The sequence below is a fragment of the Variovorax sp. LG9.2 genome (genome assembly GCF_035018885.1).
Lineage (GTDB): Bacteria > Pseudomonadota > Gammaproteobacteria > Burkholderiales > Burkholderiaceae_C > Variovorax.
The window spans coordinates 1-20,604 of record NZ_JASJXB010000006.1; the positions used below are offsets into that span (position 1 = coordinate 1).

Annotated in this window: 19 protein-coding genes; 15 read left to right on the top strand and 4 right to left on the bottom strand. The window is 58.8% G+C overall.

Annotated features, from left to right (window positions below; all coding sequences use genetic code 11):
* Positions 1-145 precede the first annotated feature (145 nt).
* The 10 genes from QN413_RS07855 (at position 146) to QN413_RS07900 (ending at position 8,504) form a co-directional block, all read left to right on the top strand.
* Positions 146-499, top strand: coding sequence for a hypothetical protein (locus QN413_RS07855; RefSeq protein WP_323496069.1), 354 nt, complete (start codon positions 146-148; stop codon positions 497-499).
* Positions 500-859 carry a hypothetical protein gene (locus QN413_RS07860; RefSeq protein ID WP_323496070.1) on the top strand — a complete coding sequence of 120 codons (360 nt, stop codon included), beginning with the start codon at positions 500-502 and terminating at the stop codon, positions 857-859.
* A gap of 23 nt (positions 860-882) precedes the next feature.
* Positions 883-1,110 (top strand): hypothetical protein, encoded by a 228-nt coding sequence (locus tag QN413_RS07865; protein ID WP_323496071.1) that lies wholly within the window; start codon positions 883-885, stop codon positions 1,108-1,110.
* Positions 1,111-1,124: 14 nt separating this feature from the next.
* The gene (locus QN413_RS07870) at positions 1,125-2,924 is read left to right on the top strand and encodes a hypothetical protein (RefSeq protein WP_323496072.1); all 1,800 of its coding nucleotides are present in this window, start codon (positions 1,125-1,127) and stop codon (positions 2,922-2,924) included.
* On the top strand, positions 2,921-3,853 hold the full coding sequence (locus QN413_RS07875) for a hypothetical protein (RefSeq protein WP_323496073.1): 933 nt from the start codon (positions 2,921-2,923) through the stop codon (positions 3,851-3,853). Before QN413_RS07870 ends, QN413_RS07875 begins: the two co-directional genes overlap by 4 nt.
* A 3-nt stretch (positions 3,854-3,856) precedes the next feature.
* Positions 3,857-4,603 (top strand): DUF6339 family protein, encoded by a 747-nt coding sequence (locus tag QN413_RS07880; protein ID WP_323496074.1) that lies wholly within the window; start codon positions 3,857-3,859, stop codon positions 4,601-4,603.
* Positions 4,600-5,901 (top strand): DNA cytosine methyltransferase, encoded by a 1,302-nt coding sequence (locus QN413_RS07885; RefSeq protein ID WP_323496075.1) that lies wholly within the window; start codon positions 4,600-4,602, stop codon positions 5,899-5,901. Before QN413_RS07880 ends, QN413_RS07885 begins: the two co-directional genes overlap by 4 nt.
* A 6-nt stretch (positions 5,902-5,907) precedes the next feature.
* A complete protein-coding gene (locus QN413_RS07890; RefSeq protein WP_323496076.1) occupies positions 5,908-6,333 on the top strand; it encodes a very short patch repair endonuclease in 426 nt (141 codons plus the stop codon).
* 143 nt (positions 6,334-6,476) lie between these two features.
* Entirely contained in the window at positions 6,477-7,142 is a 666-nt protein-coding gene (locus tag QN413_RS07895) for an HNH endonuclease (protein ID WP_323496077.1), read from the top strand.
* 90 nt (positions 7,143-7,232) lie between these two features.
* Positions 7,233-8,504 (top strand): glycosyltransferase, encoded by a 1,272-nt coding sequence (locus tag QN413_RS07900; RefSeq protein WP_323496078.1) that lies wholly within the window; start codon positions 7,233-7,235, stop codon positions 8,502-8,504.
* Positions 8,505-8,574: 70 nt separating this feature from the next.
* Here the strand turns inward: QN413_RS07900 and QN413_RS07905 are convergent, their stop codons facing one another.
* Positions 8,575-9,657, bottom strand: coding sequence for a hypothetical protein (locus tag QN413_RS07905; protein ID WP_323496079.1), 1,083 nt, complete (start codon positions 9,655-9,657; stop codon positions 8,575-8,577).
* Positions 9,658-10,461: 804 nt separating this feature from the next.
* On the opposite strand from QN413_RS07905, the gene QN413_RS07910 reads away from it, so the two are divergent.
* From QN413_RS07910 to QN413_RS07920, 3 genes are read left to right on the top strand one after another with little or no spacing between them, the layout of a single operon-like run.
* On the top strand, positions 10,462-12,096 hold the full coding sequence (locus tag QN413_RS07910; protein WP_323496080.1) for a primase-helicase family protein: 1,635 nt from the start codon (positions 10,462-10,464) through the stop codon (positions 12,094-12,096).
* Positions 12,093-13,853: a DNA polymerase gene (locus tag QN413_RS07915; protein WP_323496081.1), complete on the top strand. Its 1,761-nt coding sequence runs from the start codon at positions 12,093-12,095 to the stop codon at positions 13,851-13,853. The genes QN413_RS07910 and QN413_RS07915 overlap by 4 nt, the downstream gene beginning before the upstream one ends.
* A gap of 7 nt (positions 13,854-13,860) precedes the next feature.
* Positions 13,861-14,268: a TnsA endonuclease N-terminal domain-containing protein gene (locus QN413_RS07920; RefSeq protein WP_323496082.1), complete on the top strand. Its 408-nt coding sequence runs from the start codon at positions 13,861-13,863 to the stop codon at positions 14,266-14,268.
* A gap of 137 nt (positions 14,269-14,405) precedes the next feature.
* Here the strand turns inward: QN413_RS07920 and QN413_RS07925 are convergent, their stop codons facing one another.
* On the bottom strand, positions 14,406-14,690 hold the full coding sequence (locus tag QN413_RS07925; protein WP_323496083.1) for a hypothetical protein: 285 nt from the start codon (positions 14,688-14,690) through the stop codon (positions 14,406-14,408).
* Positions 14,687-14,872, bottom strand: coding sequence for a hypothetical protein (locus QN413_RS07930; RefSeq protein WP_323496084.1), 186 nt, complete (start codon positions 14,870-14,872; stop codon positions 14,687-14,689). The genes QN413_RS07925 and QN413_RS07930 overlap by 4 nt, the downstream gene beginning before the upstream one ends.
* A gap of 177 nt (positions 14,873-15,049) precedes the next feature.
* On the opposite strand from QN413_RS07930, the gene QN413_RS07935 reads away from it, so the two are divergent.
* Complete coding sequence (locus QN413_RS07935) at positions 15,050-15,664, top strand: tyrosine-type recombinase/integrase (protein WP_323496085.1); 615 nt, start codon at positions 15,050-15,052, stop codon at positions 15,662-15,664.
* 46 nt (positions 15,665-15,710) lie between these two features.
* Here QN413_RS07935 and QN413_RS07940 read toward each other — a convergent pair whose 3' ends face one another.
* Entirely contained in the window at positions 15,711-16,742 is a 1,032-nt protein-coding gene (locus tag QN413_RS07940; RefSeq protein WP_323496086.1) for a ComEC/Rec2 family competence protein, read from the bottom strand.
* Between the two features lie 210 nt (positions 16,743-16,952).
* Between QN413_RS07940 and QN413_RS07945 the strand changes: the two genes are divergently transcribed.
* Positions 16,953-20,567, top strand: a complete 3,615-nt coding sequence (locus tag QN413_RS07945) for a transglutaminase family protein (RefSeq protein WP_323496087.1) — start codon at positions 16,953-16,955, stop codon at positions 20,565-20,567.
* Positions 20,568-20,604 lie beyond the last annotated feature (37 nt).

The following is a 20,604-nucleotide window of genomic DNA, read 5'->3' on the forward strand; positions in this document are numbered from 1 at the left end:
GGACCTCGGGTGAGAACTTGTTCGACTTGTTCATGGCTCAATCCTCTCAGAGTGTTGAGCCTCCTCAAAAACCGGGGGCGATTCAAAATGGGACCTCAAGGAGCTTCAAGCAACGGTTGAGCGGCTGCATGGTGGCGACCAAGCCATGAGGGTGGGCAAGTCGGCGCAGTCGATCGTGAAGCGCCAGGAGTACATGAAGTGCCACTACAGCGAGGTAGAACGGCTTGTGGGAACGGAACTCCAGACTGCCGACTCCGAAGCTGTGCTGTTCAAATTGATGTGGAGCGATACCGCCGAATCGCGTGACTTTCACCATCGGCGCACCCATGTCGAAGCGAACTTGGTGGCCCTACTTCAATGCGTACACGCCATTGAGGACACGCTGGCGCACGTCATCTACTTCGCCAAGAACTTCGATCAGCTGGACGCGGACAAGGTCAACATTTACGCCGTGAAGAAGTTGCTTTCATCCGGGGACCTCAAAGACGAGGTTCAGTGAATGCTCGACAACGCCGATCTTCGACATGTAGCGGCACTGGTGAACACCTCAAAGCACCGCAGCGTGGTGGGTACACCTCTATCGGTGAGCTTTGTGGAAAGCGAGCTACCCCACGGGCTGAAGTTTGAGGCGTTCGAGCACCGCGGAAAGTCGTACCCCCAACATTGGGCGGTGCCGTTCTCCAAAGTCGCATTCGATGCCATCCAGCAACACATGCTCAAGATCGGTACGGTGCTGAACGCAGCGATAGAGCAAGCCGGCGACTCGCTCCAACCGAGTTCGGCGAGAAGCTTATTAAGGACATCGCAACACGCTTGTCTGCCGTATCCTATGCAGGTGTGCTACATTTTGAACGTGTAAGCAATAAACGATGAGGGTTGTCGATGAGAGACAAACGCGATCGATTTGTCGAGCTGGCTCAAGCTAGGGTTACCAAGGCCGCTCAAACGATCCGGTTGATCGGGAATCTGTCAAACCAGAACAACTACGCGTACTCGGAAGACGACGCGCAGAAAATCCTCACCACGCTTGATGGTGAGGTGAAGCTTCTTAGGGCCAAATTCCAAGCGGCTTTGAGCAAACGTGACAAAAGCGAGTTCAAACTCGACTGAAAGTGAGGGACAACATGGGATGGTTTTTCCACGTTAGCGACCCGATGGGGGGCGCTGCGGGCGAGGCGTACGCAAACACGCTGGCATCACCGGGCATGCCGCCGGCTCACGTGCTCGCACGCGAAGCGATCCAAAACTCATGCGACGCGGGAAATGGCAACAAAGTCGCCGTGAGATTTCGCTCTGATGCTCTTAGCGGGGCGCGGAAGGCCACTTTCGTGGAGGCGGCTGGGCTGATGGATCTAGCGGCGCGAATTGAGGAGCTGAAACTCACCAGCCCAAACTGCCTGCATACCCTCGACAAGCCACGTGCAGCATTGCCATTGCTTTACGTTGAAGACTACAACGCAGTGGGACTTACTGGCGAGCCACACGACTCACAGTCGAACTTCTATCGGCTGCTCTTGTCGCTGGGCGATCGATCAGAGGTCGAAACAGCAAAGGGAAGCCGAGGTGGTTCGTACGGTTTCGGAAAGTCGGTCTATTCGTCAAGTTCAAAGATTCGCACCATCTTCGCCTACACGAGGTTTAAGGCTGAAAACGGAAAGGAAATCACGCGTGTCTTTGGCTGCGGCTACTTCGTCAGCCACAGATTTAAAAAGAACCCTTACAGCGGCCGGGCTTGGCTCGGAGGAAAACCCCGCGAGGACGACCTTGGCCGCGTTGTGATTGATCCACTAGAGAACGCAACTGCCGATGCGCTCGCTACCAAGTTGGGTTTTAAGCTGCGCAAGGCGGGCGAGACCGGCACTTCGATTCTGATTGTTGATGCCCATGTAGACACAACAACGGTGATCAGGGGTGTTGAAGAGTGGTGGTGGCCGCGACTGGAGGACGGCAAGCTTGACGTCGAGTTTCTAGACGCAGACGGAACCCCCCACTACCCGAAGCCAAAGAAAAATGAAGCATTGCGTCCGTTCATTGAAGCGTTTGAGATTGCTAAGGGACGCGCTGCGGCGAAGTCCGGCACACAGAAGTACGCTGCCTTCAATCGTGAAGATGGCGTACTGATGGGAGGCTGTGGATTTGTCGTTGCTCCGGTAGCAAAGGATGGCACGCTGGTAGTTCCTGGGAATAGGCTCAACGCGGTTGCTCTCATCAGAGAGCCGCACATGGTCGTCGCTTACCATGTTGTGTCTCAGGCGCTGCCGGCCGTGGTTGGTGTTTACCTTGCGCCGGACGAAAAAAGCGTTGAAGAGGTGCTTCGCAAGAGCGAGCCCCCGGCTCATGACCGGTGGGATCCAGACTCAGAAAATCTTCGTGACGAAAGCGGCAAGAGGCAGAAGATGGTGCGGTCGATTCTGAGCCGTATCCAACAAGGTCTTAGGCGCTTCCAAGGCGAAGCTTCACCACCCGCACAGGCAAAAGAACGTCGGCTAAATCAACTGGAACGCTCACTCGGAGGCTGGTTTCGGCCTCGCGGCGCAGGAAGTCAAAACCCCGACGCATCGCCATCACCCCTGCACTTGGAATTTTTGAAGCCGGCATACGCCGAGGCGACTGACGACGGAAAGCTTCGCCTTCGAAGCACCTTCGCCATTCGCCTTGACAGTTCTTCAGAACTTGATTCCGTTGATCTGCGACTGAAGTTGAACTGCCCCGTGATGGAGGACGACAACGAAGAAGGGGAAGACCTTGATTTGAACGTATCAATTGAGGGTGTGAAAGCCCAAGTCGACGAGTCCGACCCCCTGGTGTATCGCTTCACGCTGCCGAAAAATGTGAAGGCGAAGTTCAAGGTTGAGTCGGCCCCCTACGACGCAGCTTGGACCGTTCGTCTGCGCCCTGACTTTGAGCGGGAGTCAGAACTGTGAGCAAGATCACCTGGCGCAAGTCTGCTTCGAAAGACGTCCGCCCTTTCTTTGGTGCGGCAACTCTCGAGAACAGCACGGATACCGCAGAGATCCGACTTTTTGAAGATGGTGAATTCAGCGGCGAAATGAGCTACTTGGTTGAGCCGTCTGACGCAAGCCGTCTAGCAATCACAATTCGACCACACCTATCAGCTCCTGCACTCTTGACCGGCACCATAAAGAGAGGCGATCTAGTCTTGGCGGTTAGCGTGCTCCAGCCGTTTTTGAAGAAGACGGTCGTGATCGGCCAGTACCCTGTCTCACATGCATTGCCTGACGAGATCGCAGTCGGAGCTGAGGTGCTTGAGCAACTCGGAGGTGGGTCCAATGTCGTGATTGAAGTGGCGTTGTGCCTGGCGAAAAGGCTGTCCAAGACGCCTGGCAGCCCATTTCTCCTTGGTCACTGGCTCTCGAAGAAGAGTTTTGCGCTCCGCGTCCCGAAGCCTGTCGAAGTGTTCAATGTCATTCCGATGAGTGACAAGGACTGGGAAGCGATGGGCTGGCCAGCGAAAACCATGTATTCGGTGGACTACATCGGAGGCTTTAATGACCCCGCGGCAAAAGACCGCCCGCTGGCGAATGTGCGCGTGCACTCTGACGTTCACCGCAAGCTGACTCTCGAATCGAGTCAGAGACTGGCAAAGCCGATTGAAGCAGCGCTTGCGGCCGAGATTACTGCCCAAATCGTTGCGTCGAGCCTTCACGAATGGCAAGACGCTGATGATGTGGTGCCACTGAGCCCCCTCTCGGCGTTCATGAAGCGTTTGGATGCTGTGCAAAAAACGAGCTTTGCAGAGCTCAAGAAACTCGCGATGCAGCCAGGCATGGCGAAGCTAAAGGCGCTTCTGCACTCAAGCGAGCAGACCGTCCGTTTCATCAAAGAAGGTTAAAGCATGCGCTACCCCATCATCACAGCCGTTGATGCGACAAGGTATTTACTCGCAAAGCGTGAAGGCACTGAGCCGGAATTAGACTCAATAGTTCAGCACCGTGGCTCCGGGACGGAGCTTGATCAGTGGTTCATCAAGCCATTGCGGGAGCATCTTGAACGCCAGTGCGCGAAGCTGCCAAATGGCCTGTCGTCTAAAACGGATCCCGCGGCCAATACATTCGAGGCAAGGGCGTCCAGGATCGTTCACGCAGCGATACCGAACTCGACCGAGATGCTGATCGATCCCGACTTTTGGGTCTGGCTTGCAGTCGTTCATTTTCCTGAGGTTGTCGAGTGGCGGTACCGGTACCAGAACCGGAAAAGCGACACGTTCGCGCAGCTTGACAACTATGGGATCGGTTCGCGGTCCGACAACCTCATCTATCGGCTATGGCTTAGAGCTGAGCTTGTGCTCGACGCAGACGCAAAGGATCGTTATCATTTGGCTGACGCGGGGCAGATCGACTTCTATCGGAGTCATCTGTTCCGTCAGGGGTACGCAAACGCGCGCAACTTCTCGCGCGCGCTGCTCCGCTATCAATACCCTAACAAGGACCTCACTGAACCGCGGCTCAAGACGCTTGAAATTCGCGAGCTAGTGAAGAGGCTGCGCCGCATGAAGTCCAATCTTTTTCTAGAAATCCTCGCAGAGGACGACTGCCGATACGTAATCGAGACGGAGGCAGCCGTAGTTTTGGCGGCCGAATGAATAGCGAATTGATAGAGGTCTACGCCTATGAGGGCTCAAAGGTTGTCCGCAAGATAAACGCCGCATACGGCGTTCGTAGTTCTGCGGTCGAGAACATTGCTGACAAAAACTTATCAGCATCAGCGGCTTGGTGGCAGAGCTTTCTCCGGGGCGCAAAAGTTTTTCCGGACGCCTCGGGCGCGACGATGCCGCCCCTGAGATCTGTTGACGCATTCTGCGGGTGTGGAGGGCTGACACTCGGGGCAGCTCAAGCCGCGATCGCAACTGGACGCCGGCTAGAGTCCGTCGCTGCAATTGATGTCGACAGCGGCGGCTTGGCCGTGCACCAAGCCAACTTCGGGACTAAGCTTTTGATGCACACGAATGCATCAAGCCTGGTTGATTGGCGCGTGCGGGGAGAAGGCGAGTCATCTTGCTTCGCGTATGAACCAGAAATTCTTGATGAAGAACTCGCTGCTGAGATTGGAAAAATAGACGTTTTTCTTGCTGGCCCACCTTGTCAAGGACACTCAAACTTGAATAACAAAACGCGGCGGGAGGATCCCCGTAATCTGCTCTACATCACCGCAGTCGCGCTGGGTGTTGGCCTGCGCGCCAAGTCCATCGTGATGGAGAACGTGCCGGAGGTCGTTAACGACAAAAGTAACGTGGTTAACACCGCTAAGGCGCTTCTTAAAGCGTCCGGCTACGAGTGGATCGACAGCGGTGTCCTAGCGACTGACCACCTTGGTGGCGCGCAGACACGAAAGCGATACTTCCTGATTGCGTCGCGAATTGCCGTTTCTGAAAGTACCGTACACATTAAGGACATCGCAAAGGCATTGAAGCAGCCACCTCAGCCCGTGTCGTGGGCCATCCACGATCTAATGCGCGACCCCAAGGAACTTAGCGTCTCAATCATGGACAAAACGCCGATTATGTCTGCCGAGAATGCTGCGCGCATCCAACACCTTTTCGAGCACGACCTCTATGACCTCCCGGACAAAGAACGACCTGACTCGCACAAGAACGGGAACACGTACCCGTCGGTTTACGGTCGAATGCATTGGGGTAAACCAGCACAGACGATCACTACCGGGTTCTTGACTCCGGGGCGCGGTCGTCACATCCATCCACTCCGCCGTCGAGTGATCAGCCCGCATGAGGCAGCGCGCATACAGACTTTTCCCGACACGTTCAATTTTGTTGTCGACCCGCAGGAACCACCAAGCCGCACCGCTCTTCAAAAGTGGATCGGCGACGCCGTACCTCCTCTGCTCGGTTACGCTGCGACGCTACCCCTGATGCTGCGCATGTAGGCCCCGATGGACAGTTTGCCGCCCGAACGCCGCTCTGCGCTCATGAAGCGCGTCAAGCGGTCGGACACCGAACCCGAGCTGACCCTTCGCAAAGCCCTGCACCAACTGGGCTTTCGGTACGTAATCGGTGACAAGCGTCTCCCGGGGACACCAGACCTATCATTTCCCAAGCTCAAAGCTGCGGTTTTTGTGCATGGTTGCTTTTGGCACGGACACCATTGCCGCCAAGGCCGAGCGCCTTCCAGCAATGAAAGCTACTGGCTCCCGAAAATTGAGGCCAATCGCGAGCGTGATAAGCGTAAGGAACAGGGTATTCGTGATCTTGGTTGGCGGGTCTTCACCGTTTGGGAGTGCCAATTGAAAAAGGCTCACAAACAGGAAACGGTCGCGGCGCTCGCAGTAGACCTCAAGGTCAATAACCAGGTGCGATAGACGCCTCATTAGGAGATTGCATGGCGAAAACGCAGGGTCACGGCAACCCGGATTGGAGTCGCGACGAAGTAATACTTGCGCTCGATCTGTACCTGTCATGTGGCGGAACCATTCCGAGTGGCTCGGATCCAAGAGTTAAGCACTTGTCGAAGATCTTGCGCGGTCTCGTGATTCACCCAGCGAGCAGCCGAGTGGGTTCCTTCCGGAATCCAGATGGTGTTTCCTTTAAGCTTCAAAACATCAAACAGGTGGCTTCTGGAAAAGGACTAGCGAATGTCTCACGGATAGACCGCGAAGTGTGGGCTGCCTATGGTGACAAGCCAGGAGAAGTAAAGCAAATTGCCACGGCGATTTTGGCGGTCGCGTCGCTTAACAGTCTGAGTGACGACAAAGCTGAAATTGAGGATGTATTTCCTGAGGGGGGCGTCTTAACGGCCGTTCACCACCGGCGCGAGCGGTCTCCCAAACTTCGCAAGGCGCTTTTATCCAAACGAGCGAAGACTGGAAGGGTCTGTTGCGATGCTTGCGGCTGGATTCCTTTGAACGGCGATGAGCGCTTGGCGCTAGCGGCTTTTGAAGCACACCATCTCTTGCCTTTGGCGAAAGCAGGTGAATCAAAGACCAAGCTTGACGATGTCGCGCTTCTCTGTGCGAACTGCCATCGCCTTGTACATCGGTGGATATCTGTTACCGGTGAGTGGTTGAACGCGTACAAGATTAAGTCGTTAATCGTCAATAGCGCAAACATCAATAAGGCAGGGTCTGTTGCTGTAGGCGTCGGCGATCGTTTCCACGAAAGTGGATATTGATGCATTCCTCGGAACTTTAGCTTCAAGACGTTCGACGCGATCCTGCATAACAGCTGTAGTCGCTAGCCTCGGACGGACCTTAGTCAGGCCGTGATCAAACAAGGCTTGGTGCGGTCGCCGAGCCGGCGCTGGTTGGATGTTGACGCGGATTTGCTGCATCCAATAATTGCGGGCTGGTTACCACAAGACTGGTGCTCGGTGAATGCAAATCTTGATCCACAAAGACGCGCCCGACGCCTGTTTTCGCAGGACGATGAGCGCATGAAAATTCTTGTAGAACATATCGTCCAGGAGCCCTACACCGGCAAGATCACCGGTGGCAGTGAGCGCAGCGCCTACCTTGCAGTTGATGCCCTGCGGCTTGCCGGTCATCAGGTCGACCTTGTGGTCCCCGCCGACAGCGTCAAGGGCGACCACATTAGGTCGCCGGTGCTTTCAGGTCGACGCGGCCGGCTGAATATGCGGCTCTGGTATCAATTTCTCGCAAAGGTCGGCGCCAACTACGACGTGATCTTGTTGAACCACCCTCTGGATTCGCCAACCGCGTTTCGGATGCCGCCGGATATCCTGCGTCGCTGCACTTACGTAAACCACAATGGATCCCCGTGGTACGTGTCCGCACAGGCCGGAATGCGACTGCTCGGTCATCTGAAACTGCTTCGCCACCTGGGCGGAAAGGCCATGTACCTCTCCGAACAGAATCATTTCAAGCTGCAGCGGCAATGGGCAAAGGTCGGACCGCAGTCGTACAGCACGAGTCGATTTGGCGAGGCTGGGAAGCGAGTCGTAGGCAACGCTAATTATCTCGCTGTTGACATGTTCGACGACAGGCTAGACGAAGCGATTTGTCCGCCAAACATTGCGGCACCGAGGAAAAGCGGCGTCTGCGTCGTCTCTGTCGGCCGGCCAGGTGGGGAAAAGCGGTTGCCGCTTGCGAGCCGGATGGCGAGAAAGCTTGAACTGTCGCACTTCGTCTTCACGACGAAATCTGAAGGCGGGCAGGCTGAGCAGGTGCAGAAAGTTCGAGCGCTGGGCTCAGAAGTGTTTGTAGACGCCAGCCACGACGAGATTATGGAGGTGCCGGCCGGCGCCGACGCCTTGATCCTATCCTCGCGCAAAGAGACGTACTGTCACGTTGCGATGGAGGCGATGGCGCATGGCGTGCCGGTGATGGCAATGGAAGTGCCGCCTGCCCTGCAAAGTTTCAAGGAACTGATTCTCGAGTGGGGCAGCAGATTCGAAACGACCTCGCTCAACGACAGGCAACGGATTCAAAGCTTGGTGCGCGAAAAGTACTCGCTTGAACGACTAGGCCACCGCCTTTCCACTGCGCTGATGAATCGCAATATAAGGATCTCATGAAAATTCAGAGGATCATTGCTCGGCGTTAGTACCTTGATCAGCCAGGTGGGCGCCTCCGTACCTCAAGCATTCATCTGGCGCGCGCATACGGCGCGCCCGGCCAGTTGCTCTCTGACTTAAGTTTGATCGAAAAGCCGGTTCTCTTAAAGACCGCGCCCTCGACCATCCGAGCGTCTACCGGGCGGTCGGTTCGAAATCCGTCGTGCTCAGTGAAATGTCTGACTCCGGCTCGACTCAATTCATCAACGATGGCATCGAGGATCTTGCGTTCTTGAGAAAAGTAAAAACACCATTTTTGCGAGCCAGTCTTAAACCTCCGTTTGCAAGGCGGCGCACTGGAACTGGAGAGCCCTTCCGTCGTCGGACTCTCCTTGTCCTGCTCGATTTGTTCAAGGCGGTTCCACACGAGTGCGATTTCCCAGCGCAAGCGTCGTATTTCGGCGCAGCTTTGCAAGCTTTCCATAGCTGCTCGATCGCAACGCAGCATGCGAAAAATGGCGCAGTATCGGCTGCGGGCCAAGCGAGCGCCATTGAACAGACTATTGATCAGGCGCTTTGACTCCTTCATGGAAAGTCCCGTCAGCTCCATGACGTGCTTTCTGAGAATCGCCTTGTCGTGCAGGTAGCTCTGAAGGCATAGGAGCAAGCTCGCGCAAAGTCCCGCCCTACGCGCAAGTTGAAAGAGAACGGTCGGTGCACATGCCTCAATGTCATAGTCGAAAGGAAGATAGTCAGCCCAAAAAGCCTTTTTCTCTCCAGACGGCAACTGCTGCAACCGATGAAAATACCGATCCGACTTGAGGCTGTACTCGAACTTCAAGGTCCGCAGTTCAGGCTCTGAATCTATGGCACTTGTAGCAACCATATGCTGTGTGCTGTGCAGTAACTTGTCGAAGCCAATCTGCTTTCGAAGGTAACTGTAAGAAGATTTACCGGGCTGGTAGCTCCCCGTTAAAACTAGCAGGTTCGCCCGCAAGAACTTTGTTAACTGATTGGTTGCATTGCCAAAAACTCGGTGAAGCACGTCGTGATGAACTGGTATTGCCCTTTTCTCGGACAGGTGATGGGAACACCAGTCGAGAACTGCCGTAACGCGCCGTCGAACGCGGGGGTCGTTGAAGTTGGGCTCGTATGTGGTCAGTGTCAGGCGCATGTTCTTGTCTTCCGTCGTGTGGCCTGGCGCCGCCAAGTACCAGGGTCAGCAGAGGAAAGCCCACTCACTAGGCAGTACGGCTATGCGCCGGCAAGATGTCGGCGACAGCGCTTCCCAATGCTGACTCTGTATGTATAGCGGCGCGAAAAGCTCGACGCGCCATCGACCTCCACGCGTTGAGCTCAGAACGTGTGGAGGTCGACTGCCATGCACGAGCAAACGCAATTTGCGCGTTGACGTCTGCCATGCCGCCATTCTTCATCCGGCTAGCAGATGTTCCCCTGCACGGCGTACGCGCCCGCTGCCCGCCATAACGCGAGGCTCGCGCAACGGCTCGCGCTTCTACTTCACGCAGACACTCCGTCAATGTGGATTTTTCTTTGCGCAGCGCGTGGAGTCGACGTATAGTCCAAGTACTGTCTGGACCGCCCCTTTGTCACAGACGGGACCCACTGTCCGACCCTGGTCGGCACAGCACTGGGGAGTGCGCAATGCGCCACAAATTCGCTTTTTCGTCCTAGGCCGCGCCAGCGCGGCCTTGCGCTAGCCATGCCGATCATCCGGCATGCGCCTCCTACGCGTGTCGGATCGCCCGGTGTCGAAACTGCGGCCGTCCTGTTACGTCTGTATCTGCGCCCGCGTGCGCCCCAATCTGCCCCGCCGGAATTCGGACACAGCACGTCGGCCGCCGGGGTGGACCACCACCGGCGCCGCTGCCTCCGGAGCGCGTTCTGACTCCTTCGCGACCCAGCGCGCCGCGTCCAGTGGACCCCAGTCATTCACCTGATTCCTGATCGATTTGTCATGTCCAAAACAGTGCTGCGCGCTGAAAGCGCAACCGAGGCGTACACGCTACTTGAGCGAGAGGTCTTTGGCCTCATCTCAACCTACTTCCGTCTGTTTAAGACGGCCCAGCGCAGCCAGGACGAATACCTCCTGATCCGCGCGCTGCCTGGCTCTGACCCGAACCGGTTTTTGCCGACAACGTACCGTGCCGATCGCGACGTCATCGACATGCTTGCAGCTGCCGATATCCCCACTGCCATCGTTTATCCGACTGTCTCAGATTCTGGCAACGCGAAGATGTACCGGGACAACATTCTGGCTGCCTGGCGTCGGCAGCCGGCGACCCAGGTCGGGCGCCTGTCTGGCTTCTGCTACCTGCCCGGCGGTCCCGAGATCGTCAATGACAAGCTGAACATGTACAAGGATGTCTCCGTCGTAGCGATCGAACCCCCGGACTCCGGCGCCTTGCAAGACATTTTCGGCCACCTGCTGGAGAACATTTGCAACGAAAACGTCGCCTACTTTGAGTACCTGCTCAAGTGGTTGGCGCACATGATGCAGAAGCCTGCTGTTCGTCCAAAGACGGGCATCGCCATCATCGGCAGTCAAGGTACGGGCAAAGGCGTCTTCATGGACTTCCTACGCGTTCTCCTCGGCGGCGATCGGAACTGCAACACCACCGCCTCCAGCACCGACACGAAGTCGTTCAATTTCGCTCTTGCCAACAAGGTGCTAGTCGTCTTTGACGAGGCCACTTTCGCCGGTGACCGTTCGCAGTCCGACTTTATGAAAAAGCTGGTCACCGAGCCCCGCCTGCGGGTTGAACAGAAAGGCATTGACGCCTTCGAGGTGGATAACTTTGCCCGTGTCCTGATCACATCGAACAACATGCACAGCGCCGTGCCGGCCTCACTGGCCGATCGGCGTTGGCTCATCATGGAGTGCAAAGCTGGGGTACCGGCAGCCAAGCTCAAAGCGCTGGCAGACAAGATCGGTAACAACGGCGAAGTGCCTGGCGCCGAGCCGAACTACGCCAGTTGGTTCAAGCACCACCTGATGTCATTGGACATCTCCGCTTTCGATCCGGTCGCACTGCCCATGCAGGACACCGGCTTCGACACCAAGCTGCGCGGCTTGTACAAGGATGACCCGATCACGGCGATGTGGTGGGAGTGGTTGCGCGACGAGAACCTCACGCTCTACCGCCACAGCTCGGTGTCGATCGGTGGTGGCGATAGGCAAGAAATCGATTTGCCACTCACCTGGAGGCGTGAGGTTCTGTTCGCTGACTTTTACGCTGTGCTTGAGGAGCTGTGCAAAGCGTCATATGCGAACGTGCCAGCGCGCAACCGCATTAAAGGCCTGCTTTTGCCCTATGGCGCAAACACCGTCACGCGCGCGCAGCACACCATCTACGTTGCGTTGCCAAAGCCAGCGGACATGCTCGCCGCGCTCCAGAAGAGCGCGCGCTTTGACGCGCCGATCAGCGACGCGCAATTTGAAATCATCGCTGGCTGGTCCGATGACGAGCCCGCAGCGCCGCAGGCTCTCCCACAGCAGCCACCGCCGGACGAACCCCTGCAACCTGGCCAGATGGTGCCACTCACCATTCAAACCATCGACGAGTTTTTCGCGGAGGTGACCAAGCCATGAAGCTCTTCGACATCGAAGCCAATGGCCTGCTCCACATGGTCACGAAGGTGCACTGCATCGTCATGATGGACACAAAGACGGGCCGGAGGGATCAGTTCGCTGGTGAGACGCTGGAGGACGGCGTGCGCGCGTTAATGGAAGCGACCATGGCCGGCGAACTGATTGCTGGCCACAACATCATCAAGTACGACATCCCGGTACTCAAAAGGCTGTACGACTGGTTCAACGTTCTCGACGCCTCACTGGTCGACTCGCTGGTGCTTGCCCGCGTGATGTGGAGCGATATCGGGGCGCAGGACGATGTTTTGATCTCCCGCAACACGCCAAGCAATACGCGGTTCCCGAAGGCCCTTCGGGGCCGCCATTCACTGCAGGCTTGGGGCTGGCGACTGGGCAATCGCAAGGGTGACTTCGGTGCTGACGATGAGGAGCGCAGGTGGGACGTCTTTGTCCCCGAAATGCTCGATTACTGCACGCAGGACGTTGATGTCGCGCACACGCTCATGCGTTTCCTCACGCGCCAGCCATATCCGCGCGGTGCAATCGCGCTGGAGCACGCGGTGGCGCACACCTGCGCCCAAATGGAACGCGCTGGCTGGCCCTTTGATGAGACGACGGCCGCGACGCTGACGTCTAAGCTCGTCGCTGAGCGGACGGCCATCAGCGAGCAGCTGCAGGTGGCGTTTCCGCCCTTGACAGTCGAAAAGGCTGGCAAGGCCACTATCCAGGATTTCAACCCTGGCAGCCGCAAGCAGATTGCCGACCGCCTAACCGCCAAGTACAGGTGGGTACCTACCGAGAAGACGACGAAGGGCGCGGTCAAGATTGATGACGACATCCTGGCCGCGTTGCATTTTCCCGAGGCGAAGATCCTGTCCCGATACTTCACCGTCGACAAGCGTCTCGGTCAGTTGGCTGAAGGCAATCAGGCCTGGCTCAAGCTGGTGCGAGATGGGCATCTCCATGGGTCGATAAACACAAACGGCGCGGTGACGGGCCGTTGCACGCACGCGCGTCCCAACATCGCCCAGGTGCCCTCCTCTAACACAGCGTATGGCCCTGAGTGCCGGGCCCTTTTCACAGTGCGGCCGGGGTTCAGCGCCGTCGGTGCTGATCTCTCGGGCATCGAGCTGCGTTGCCTGGCGCACTACATGGCTCCCTGGGACCACTGCAAGTACGTCGAGACCATCCTCTATGGGGATGTGCACACCGAGAACCAGCACACGGCGGGCCTGCCGACCCGTGATGCCGCAAAGACGTTCATCTATGCGTTTCTGTACGGTGCCGGTGACGAGCGCCTTGGCCAAGTGATCGGTGCTGACCGAGCAGCTGGCGCGCGCCTGCGACAGACGTTTCTCTCCAGAACCCCGGCGCTACGCTTCCTGAAGGCGTCCATCGCGCTGGAAGCTCAGCGGGGTGTTCTCACTGGTCTCGACGGTCGCCACTTGCCCGTGCGCAGCGCGCACGCCGCGCTGAACACCAAGCTGCAATCCGCAGGCGCCTTGATCAGCAAGCGATGGCTCGTCGAGTGTGTGCTGGAAGCTGAACGGCGCGGTCTTCGGCACGGCTGGGATGGCGATTTCGTGCTGCTTGGTTACATCCACGACGAACTGCAGTGGGCTACGAGGACTGATATCGCTGACGACTTCGGAAGGATGGTGGTCGTGTGCGCAGAGCGGGCCGGCACGTTCTTTTTGTTCAAGTGCCCGATCGCCGCCGAGTTCAAGGTCGGCGCGAATTGGCACGACACACACTGATGACAAGATGAAAACCGATCGCTACCTGTTTAAGCCGGTCAACCGATCCAGGTACACCGGCGATCTGTCGTACCTTCGCGCCCGCAGCTCATGGGAGATCACTTTCATGGAGCACCTTGATCTGCATCCAGCGGTCATGTGTTGGAACTACGAGCCGTTTTTCATCCCCTACTTGAACCCACTTTGGCCCGACCGCGTCAGCAAATACCTCCCGGATTTTTGGGTGGAGTGCAGCGGACGTGGCGGTGAGGAGATGAAGTTTATCGTTGAGATTAAGCCGGCGAAGCACCTCGTCCTAGCGGCCACGGCGGGCCAAGACGAGCGCTTCCGCTACATCGTCAATCAAGCGAAGTTCAAGGCTGCTCGATCGTTCGCGGTGCAACAGGGCGCGACCTTCCGAATACTCACCAGATAGCTCTGGAAGGGGGAGGGCTACAAGGTGAGATGGTTCTCCCATAAGGGACCAGCATGAACGTCGGGAGTACGGCCGCAGAACATCAGAAGCCGCATGAACTCCAACTGCTTCGCTTGCAGCTGTCGCATTCAGCGCCCTCAGTAGTCGGCCGGCAGCATCAGCGTCGTGCTCGCTCTCTGCCCGTCATCGCTGACCGCTTCCGTAATCACCCAGACTCTGGCACCGCTCTTGAGATGGTACGCCGAGAAGATGCGGCTCCCATGGCGAAGCGCCTGTATGTTCGCCGCGCGATCCTCGTTGCCGAGGTCGCCCCAGTCGCCGCGCACATGGCGCCCGAGCAACTCCGCAAACGACACCCCGGCACGCTCGATCGCGTCGAGCGCTCCGGGCGTCGCATAGCAATTCCCGGTGTCGAACTTCATGCGGACATGAACGTCTTCAGCGCGCCCGCGAGGTTAGAGATCGCGTCGAGGTCTTCGTTGCTGATCTTCCCTTGCAAAGCGGCTCGCTTCATCTGTTCGGTCACGCGCTGAACCGTGGCGATAGGCGCCTTTGCGACCTTTGGTGCAGACGGTGCTTTAGTAGCTTGAACTTGAGTTGCCATTTGATTCTTCCAGTCTTAAACACCACGACGATGTGGTACTGGCTATTGAATCAAGACGGGGGTCGAGTGCCTATTTTTTAGGCAAACGTTACACCCCTTGTGTTCCCTTGAGAACTGCTTCACCCCGGGTCAGTGTTCTTCAATATCTTGTGTACTTTTTGAGGGCCTTGATTACGATTGACTGAACAACTGTCAACGTCTACTGCAATGTTCAACCCTGGTCATAAGCCCGCACACAAAGGCCGGATCGTCACGACCGACCCCATCCGAGGAAACGACATAATGCGGGTGCGCGACTACCTTCGCGACCGTCCACGAGATCTCGCGATCTGGTCTGTGGGAACGAACTGCGCGCTGCGTGCCGGTGACCTACTGGCACTCAAATGGAGTGACCTCGAAGATTCTGCTGGTCGCTTCGCCATCCTTTTGCGTGAGAAAAAGACAGGAAAAATCCGTCGGATCGTCTTGAATCTCGTCGCGAGTGCTGACCTTCGCGCTTGGAAAACTCTTTCTACTTCTGACTATGTGTTCTCCGGTCAGCGTGGCCCGCTCACCGTTGCATCGGTAGGTCGGATGCTTAAGTCAATTGCATGCGACGCCGGTGTGAACGCACAGCGGGTTTCGACTCACAGTCTTCGCAAGACCTGGGTCCGAGCGCAGCATGAGATCCACAAGGTACCGCTCTATATCCTTTCTCAAGCATTGGGTCACGCCTCCGAAGCCCAAACGCGCGTCTACATGGGCCTGTTAGCTGATGGAGTTGCTGAGGCCTATGACAACGTAATTGCCTGATGCCCAGAGCCTCCTGGATGTGTCGATATCGAGTTCGTTGTTAGACCTACACCTGCATAAGACCGAGCGCACTGGGTGTCACGCCGCAAGTCCAGATGGAAAAATGTGCTATTTCTAAAGTGACATATACACCTGAAATGCTCATCAAATGGGCGACGCCGGTGGCACGAAAGACATCCCAGTCGGCTCGATCGATCGCGTTCTGATCGCCGGTGATGAGCGCCGCGATGACGCCGGCCAACTTGCGATCCGGCACGTGCGTGAACACGGCATCGCGCACCGACTCGCGCCCACGCTCGATCGGGTGCTGCCATGTATCGGCAAGGCGCAAGGGGGCCGCATCGCCCGCGCCGGTGCGCACGTAGCCGTTGGCCTGCAAGCCCTGCTCCCACATCCACAACTCGAAGTCGTAGCCATGCGGGTTCGAGCTGCCATGCTTTGCCTTGAGCCGCACGGTCATGCGCCAGCGTTCGCCTGCGTGCAGGGGGCCGGGTGCAACCGCAGGTCGGGTGCGCGCGCCATCGTCGGATGCATTGCCCCACGCCGAGGTGTTGGCGGCATACCAACCGAGAGCGATGCCCGGCGGCACGACAGGTGCGGCCGGTGCCGTCCGTGTGGCCCGTGTCGGTCCGGACGAGTCGTCGTCGTTTGCGGGCGCGGACGTTTGCATGGCCCATCGTGCCGATGCGACTTCCAACCGGAAGCGCGTACCCGTCTCACTGTGCTGCGGCATCTGCGCCACCACGCCCTCGACCACGACATCACGGCCTTCGAGTGCCGGGGCGAGCGCGTCACGCAAATAGCTTGCAGCGCGCCATCCGGCGGACCCAGCGCCGGCCAGCATGCCCGCCGCACACGCGATGACGAGCAGGAGACTGCGGAGCCTGGTCGTGTCCGCTCGAATCCGTGCCATCAGGCACAACCCGACCACGCCGACAGCCAGAAAAGCCGCGTAAACAACTGCATTCCAGAGCTCGCCCTGTTGCAACTGCACGACAGCGCCAGCGACCGAACCCGCCAGTGCGGCAAAGGCACCGCGGCCGCGCACCCCCGTGTCCGACTCCGCGTCGGCGCTCACGAACGCACACCCGCAGCGCCACAAAACCGACGCACGCGTGTGCTCAGATCCACTCCCTGTGGCATGACTTGAATCACTCCCTGATCAATCTCGTTGAGGCGCTCTTTGGCGCGTTAATTGCTTGACCTCGGCTAGTATGCGTCTCGAACGAGGCCTTCGCTCAACCGCCTCTCAGCCTGCACTTTTCGACGCTTCCGGCGCCCAAAAAACATGTCTATTCACGCCGCACTTCACCACGTCACGCATTACAAGTACGACCGTCCGGTGCAATTGGGGCCGCAGGTCGTTCGGCTCCGCCCGGCACCACATTGCCGCAGCAACATCATTTCGTATTCGTTGCAGGTCGAGCCTGCAGAGCATTTCGTCAACTGGATGCAAGACCCGTTCGCCAACTACCAGGCGCGGCTGGTGTTCCCGGAGAAGACAACCGAATTCAAGGTCACGGTCGACCTGGTGGTCGAAATGGCGGTCTACAACCCGTTCGACTTTTTCCTCGAGCCGCAGGCCGAGAACTTCCCCTTCAAGTACACCGAGTCGCAGGCTGTCGAACTTGCGCCTTACCTTGTCGCAGACCCGGGGACACCGCTGGTCGAGGCCTATCTTGAAAAAGTCGATCGCAAAGAGCAGCCCACCATCGACTTTCTGGTCGGCATCAACCAGCAGGTGCAGAAGGACGTCAACTACCTGATTCGCATGGAGCCCGGTGTGCAAACGCCGGAAGAAACGCTGACCAACGGCAGTGGTTCTTGTCGCGATTCGGGCTGGCTGCTGGTTCAGTTGCTGCGTCACATCGGCCTGGCGGCGCGCTTCGTTTCGGGCTACCTCATCCAGCTCACGCCGGACGTGAAAGCACTCGACGGCCCGAGCGGTACGACGGTCGACTTCACCGATCTGCACGCATGGTGCGAAGTGTTCCTGCCGGGGGCAGGCTGGGTCGGCCTCGACGCCACCTCCGGCCTGCTCGCCGGCGAAGGCCACATTCCGCTCGCCTGCACGCCGACGCCGTCGAGTGCCGCGCCGATCGAAGGCGTGGTCGACGATGCAGAGGTCGAATTCGGCCATGAAATGAAGGTCTCGCGCATCTACGAATCGCCGCGCGTGACCAAGCCCTACACCGAAGAGCAATGGGCCGAAGTGCTGGCCCTCGGCGATGCGGTCGACAAGCGGCTGCAAGCCGGCGACGTGCGCTTGACGATGGGCGGAGAACCGACCTATGTGGCGACCAGCGACCGCGATGCGGCGGAATGGAACATCGACGCCCTCGGCCCGACGAAGCGCGGCTACGCGACCGAGTTGGTCCAAAAGCTGCGTGCCGAATACGGCAAAGGCGGCTTTCTGCATTTCGGCCAGGGCAAGTGGTATCCCGGCGAGCAATTGCCGCGATGGGCACTGTCGATTTTCTGGCGTGGCGACGGCGAGACGCTGTGGCACAACCCCGAACTCTTCGCCGACGAACGCGTGCCGACGCACTACACCAGCGAAGACGCGCGCCGCTTCACCACCGTACTGGCGCACAAGCTGGGCTTGACCGAGCGCTACATGCAGCCGGGCTACGAAGACGTTTACTACTATCTCTGGCGCGAGCGTCGGCTGCCTGTCAACGTCGACCCGTTCGAGTCGAAGCTCGACGACGAACTGGAGCGCGTGCGCCTGCGCCGCGTGTTCACCCAAAAGCTCGATGCGGTCATCGGCTACATGCTGCCGATCGAGCCCGGCAGCGCCGACAAGGATGCGCCGCCGCTGGAGGGACCGGGCTGGAAAACCGGCCCGTGGTTCCTGCGTGACGACCGGCTGTATCTCATCCCCGGTGACTCGCCGATGGGTTACCGCTTGCCGCTCGATTCGCAGCCCTGGGCCAGCAAGGGCGACTACCCATACCTGATCGAACGCGATCCGACAGCACCGCGCGCCGCGCTGCCGACTTCAGCGGACTACCGCGAACGCTACGCGACCAGCTCTGAGCCCCCGACAGGTGACCTGGGTGCCGTGCCCTATGTCTTCGGCGCGCCACCGGTTACCGCGCCGGAGCTGCGCTTTCAAGGCGCTGGTGGCCATGCTGCTGCTGCTGCCGCAGCAGACGGTGCGAGCGCTGCCGCTGAGGCATCGGCCACCGGCGCAGAGGCCACGACCGCCGCTGCTGCCGGTGAAGGCCCTGCGGCGGAGGTCGATGCCGCTTCAGCCAGTGCTGCTGCCGCGTCCGTTGCACCCGGCGCCACGCGGCAACCGCAACGCGGCGAGTCGGCCCATTGGGTCACGCGCACCGCGCTCTGCGTCGAAGTGCGCGACCCGCGCCGCGCCAATGGCCCGGCCGCTGAAAAGGTCGGTACTGCATCGGGCGTGCTGTACGTCTTCATGCCGCCACTGGCACGCCTCGAGGATTACCTCGACCTCGTCGCCGCCATCGAAGCGACGTCGGCCCAACTCGGCGTGCAGGTCGTCATGGAAGGCTATCCGCCACCACGCGATCCGCGCTTGAAGATGCTGGCCGTCACGCCCGACCCGGGCGTCATCGAAGTCAACATCCATCCCGCCAGCAACTGGAAGGAACTGGTCGAGCACACCGAGTTCCTCTACAACGCCGCGTTCGAGACACGCCTGTCGGCCGAGAAGTTCATGACCGACGGCCGCCATACCGGCACTGGCGGCGGCAATCACTTCGTGATGGGCGGCGCCACGCCGGCGGACAGCCCGTTCCTGCGCCGACCGGAGCTGCTCGCCAGCCTGCTGCTGTATTGGCACAACCATCCGTCGCTCAGCTACTTGTTCTCGGGCATGTTCATCGGCCCGACAAGCCAGGCGCCGCGTGTGGACGAAGCCCGCAACGATCAGGTGTACGAGCTTGAAATCGCGCTGAAAGAGATCGCTCGAAACCGCGAGATCTACGGCGAGAACATGCCGGCCTGGTTGGTCGACCGCACGCTGCGCAACATCCTGGTGGACGTGTCGGGCAACACGCACCGCAGCGAGTTCTGCATCGACAAGCTCTACTCGCCCGATTCGAGCACCGGCCGCCTCGGCCTGCTGGAATTGCGTGCCTTTGAAATGCCGCCGCACGCACGCATGAGCATTGCGCAACAGTTGCTGATTCGCGCCTTCGTCGCCCGCTTCTGGGACGAGCCGTATAAGGCGCCGATGACGCGCTGGGGCACCGAGCTGCACGACCGCTTTCTGCTGCCGACATTCGTCAAGATGGACTTCGACGACGTCATCAGCGAGATGCGCCAAGCCGGCTTTCCGTTCGATCCGAACTGGTTCGCGCCGCACCTCGAGTTCCGCTTTCCGCTGGTCGGCCAGATTCAGGCCATGGGTGTGGAGCTGTCGCTTCGCAACGCGCTCGAACCGTGGCATGTCATGGGCGAAGAAGGCTCCTCGGGCGGCACCGTTCGCTATGTCGACTCGTCGCTGGAGCGAATCGAAGTTCGCGTGACCGGCCTGAACGAGAGCCGCCACGTCATCACCGTCAATGGCAAGGTGCTGCCGCTGCAACCCACCGGCACCACCGGCGAGTTCGTGGCCGGCGTGCGCTACAAGGCCTGGAATCCGCCGTCGGCGCTGCATCCGAGCATCGGCGCGCATGCACCGCTGACCTTCGACCTGGTCGACACCTGGATGAAGCGTTCGCTGGGCGGATGCCAATACTTCGTGGCGCATCCGGGTGGTCGCAACTACGAGACATTTCCGGTGAATGCCTACGAGGCCGAGAGCCGGCGCCACTCGCGCTTTACGCGCATGGGCCACACCCCCGGCGTGCTCAATACGCCGCCAGCGACCATCGAACTGGCGGGCAGCCGCGAGTTCCCGTTCACGCTCGATCTGCGTCGTTGATTGTGTCTAGCCACACTTCAGCCGGCTATTTCGTTTA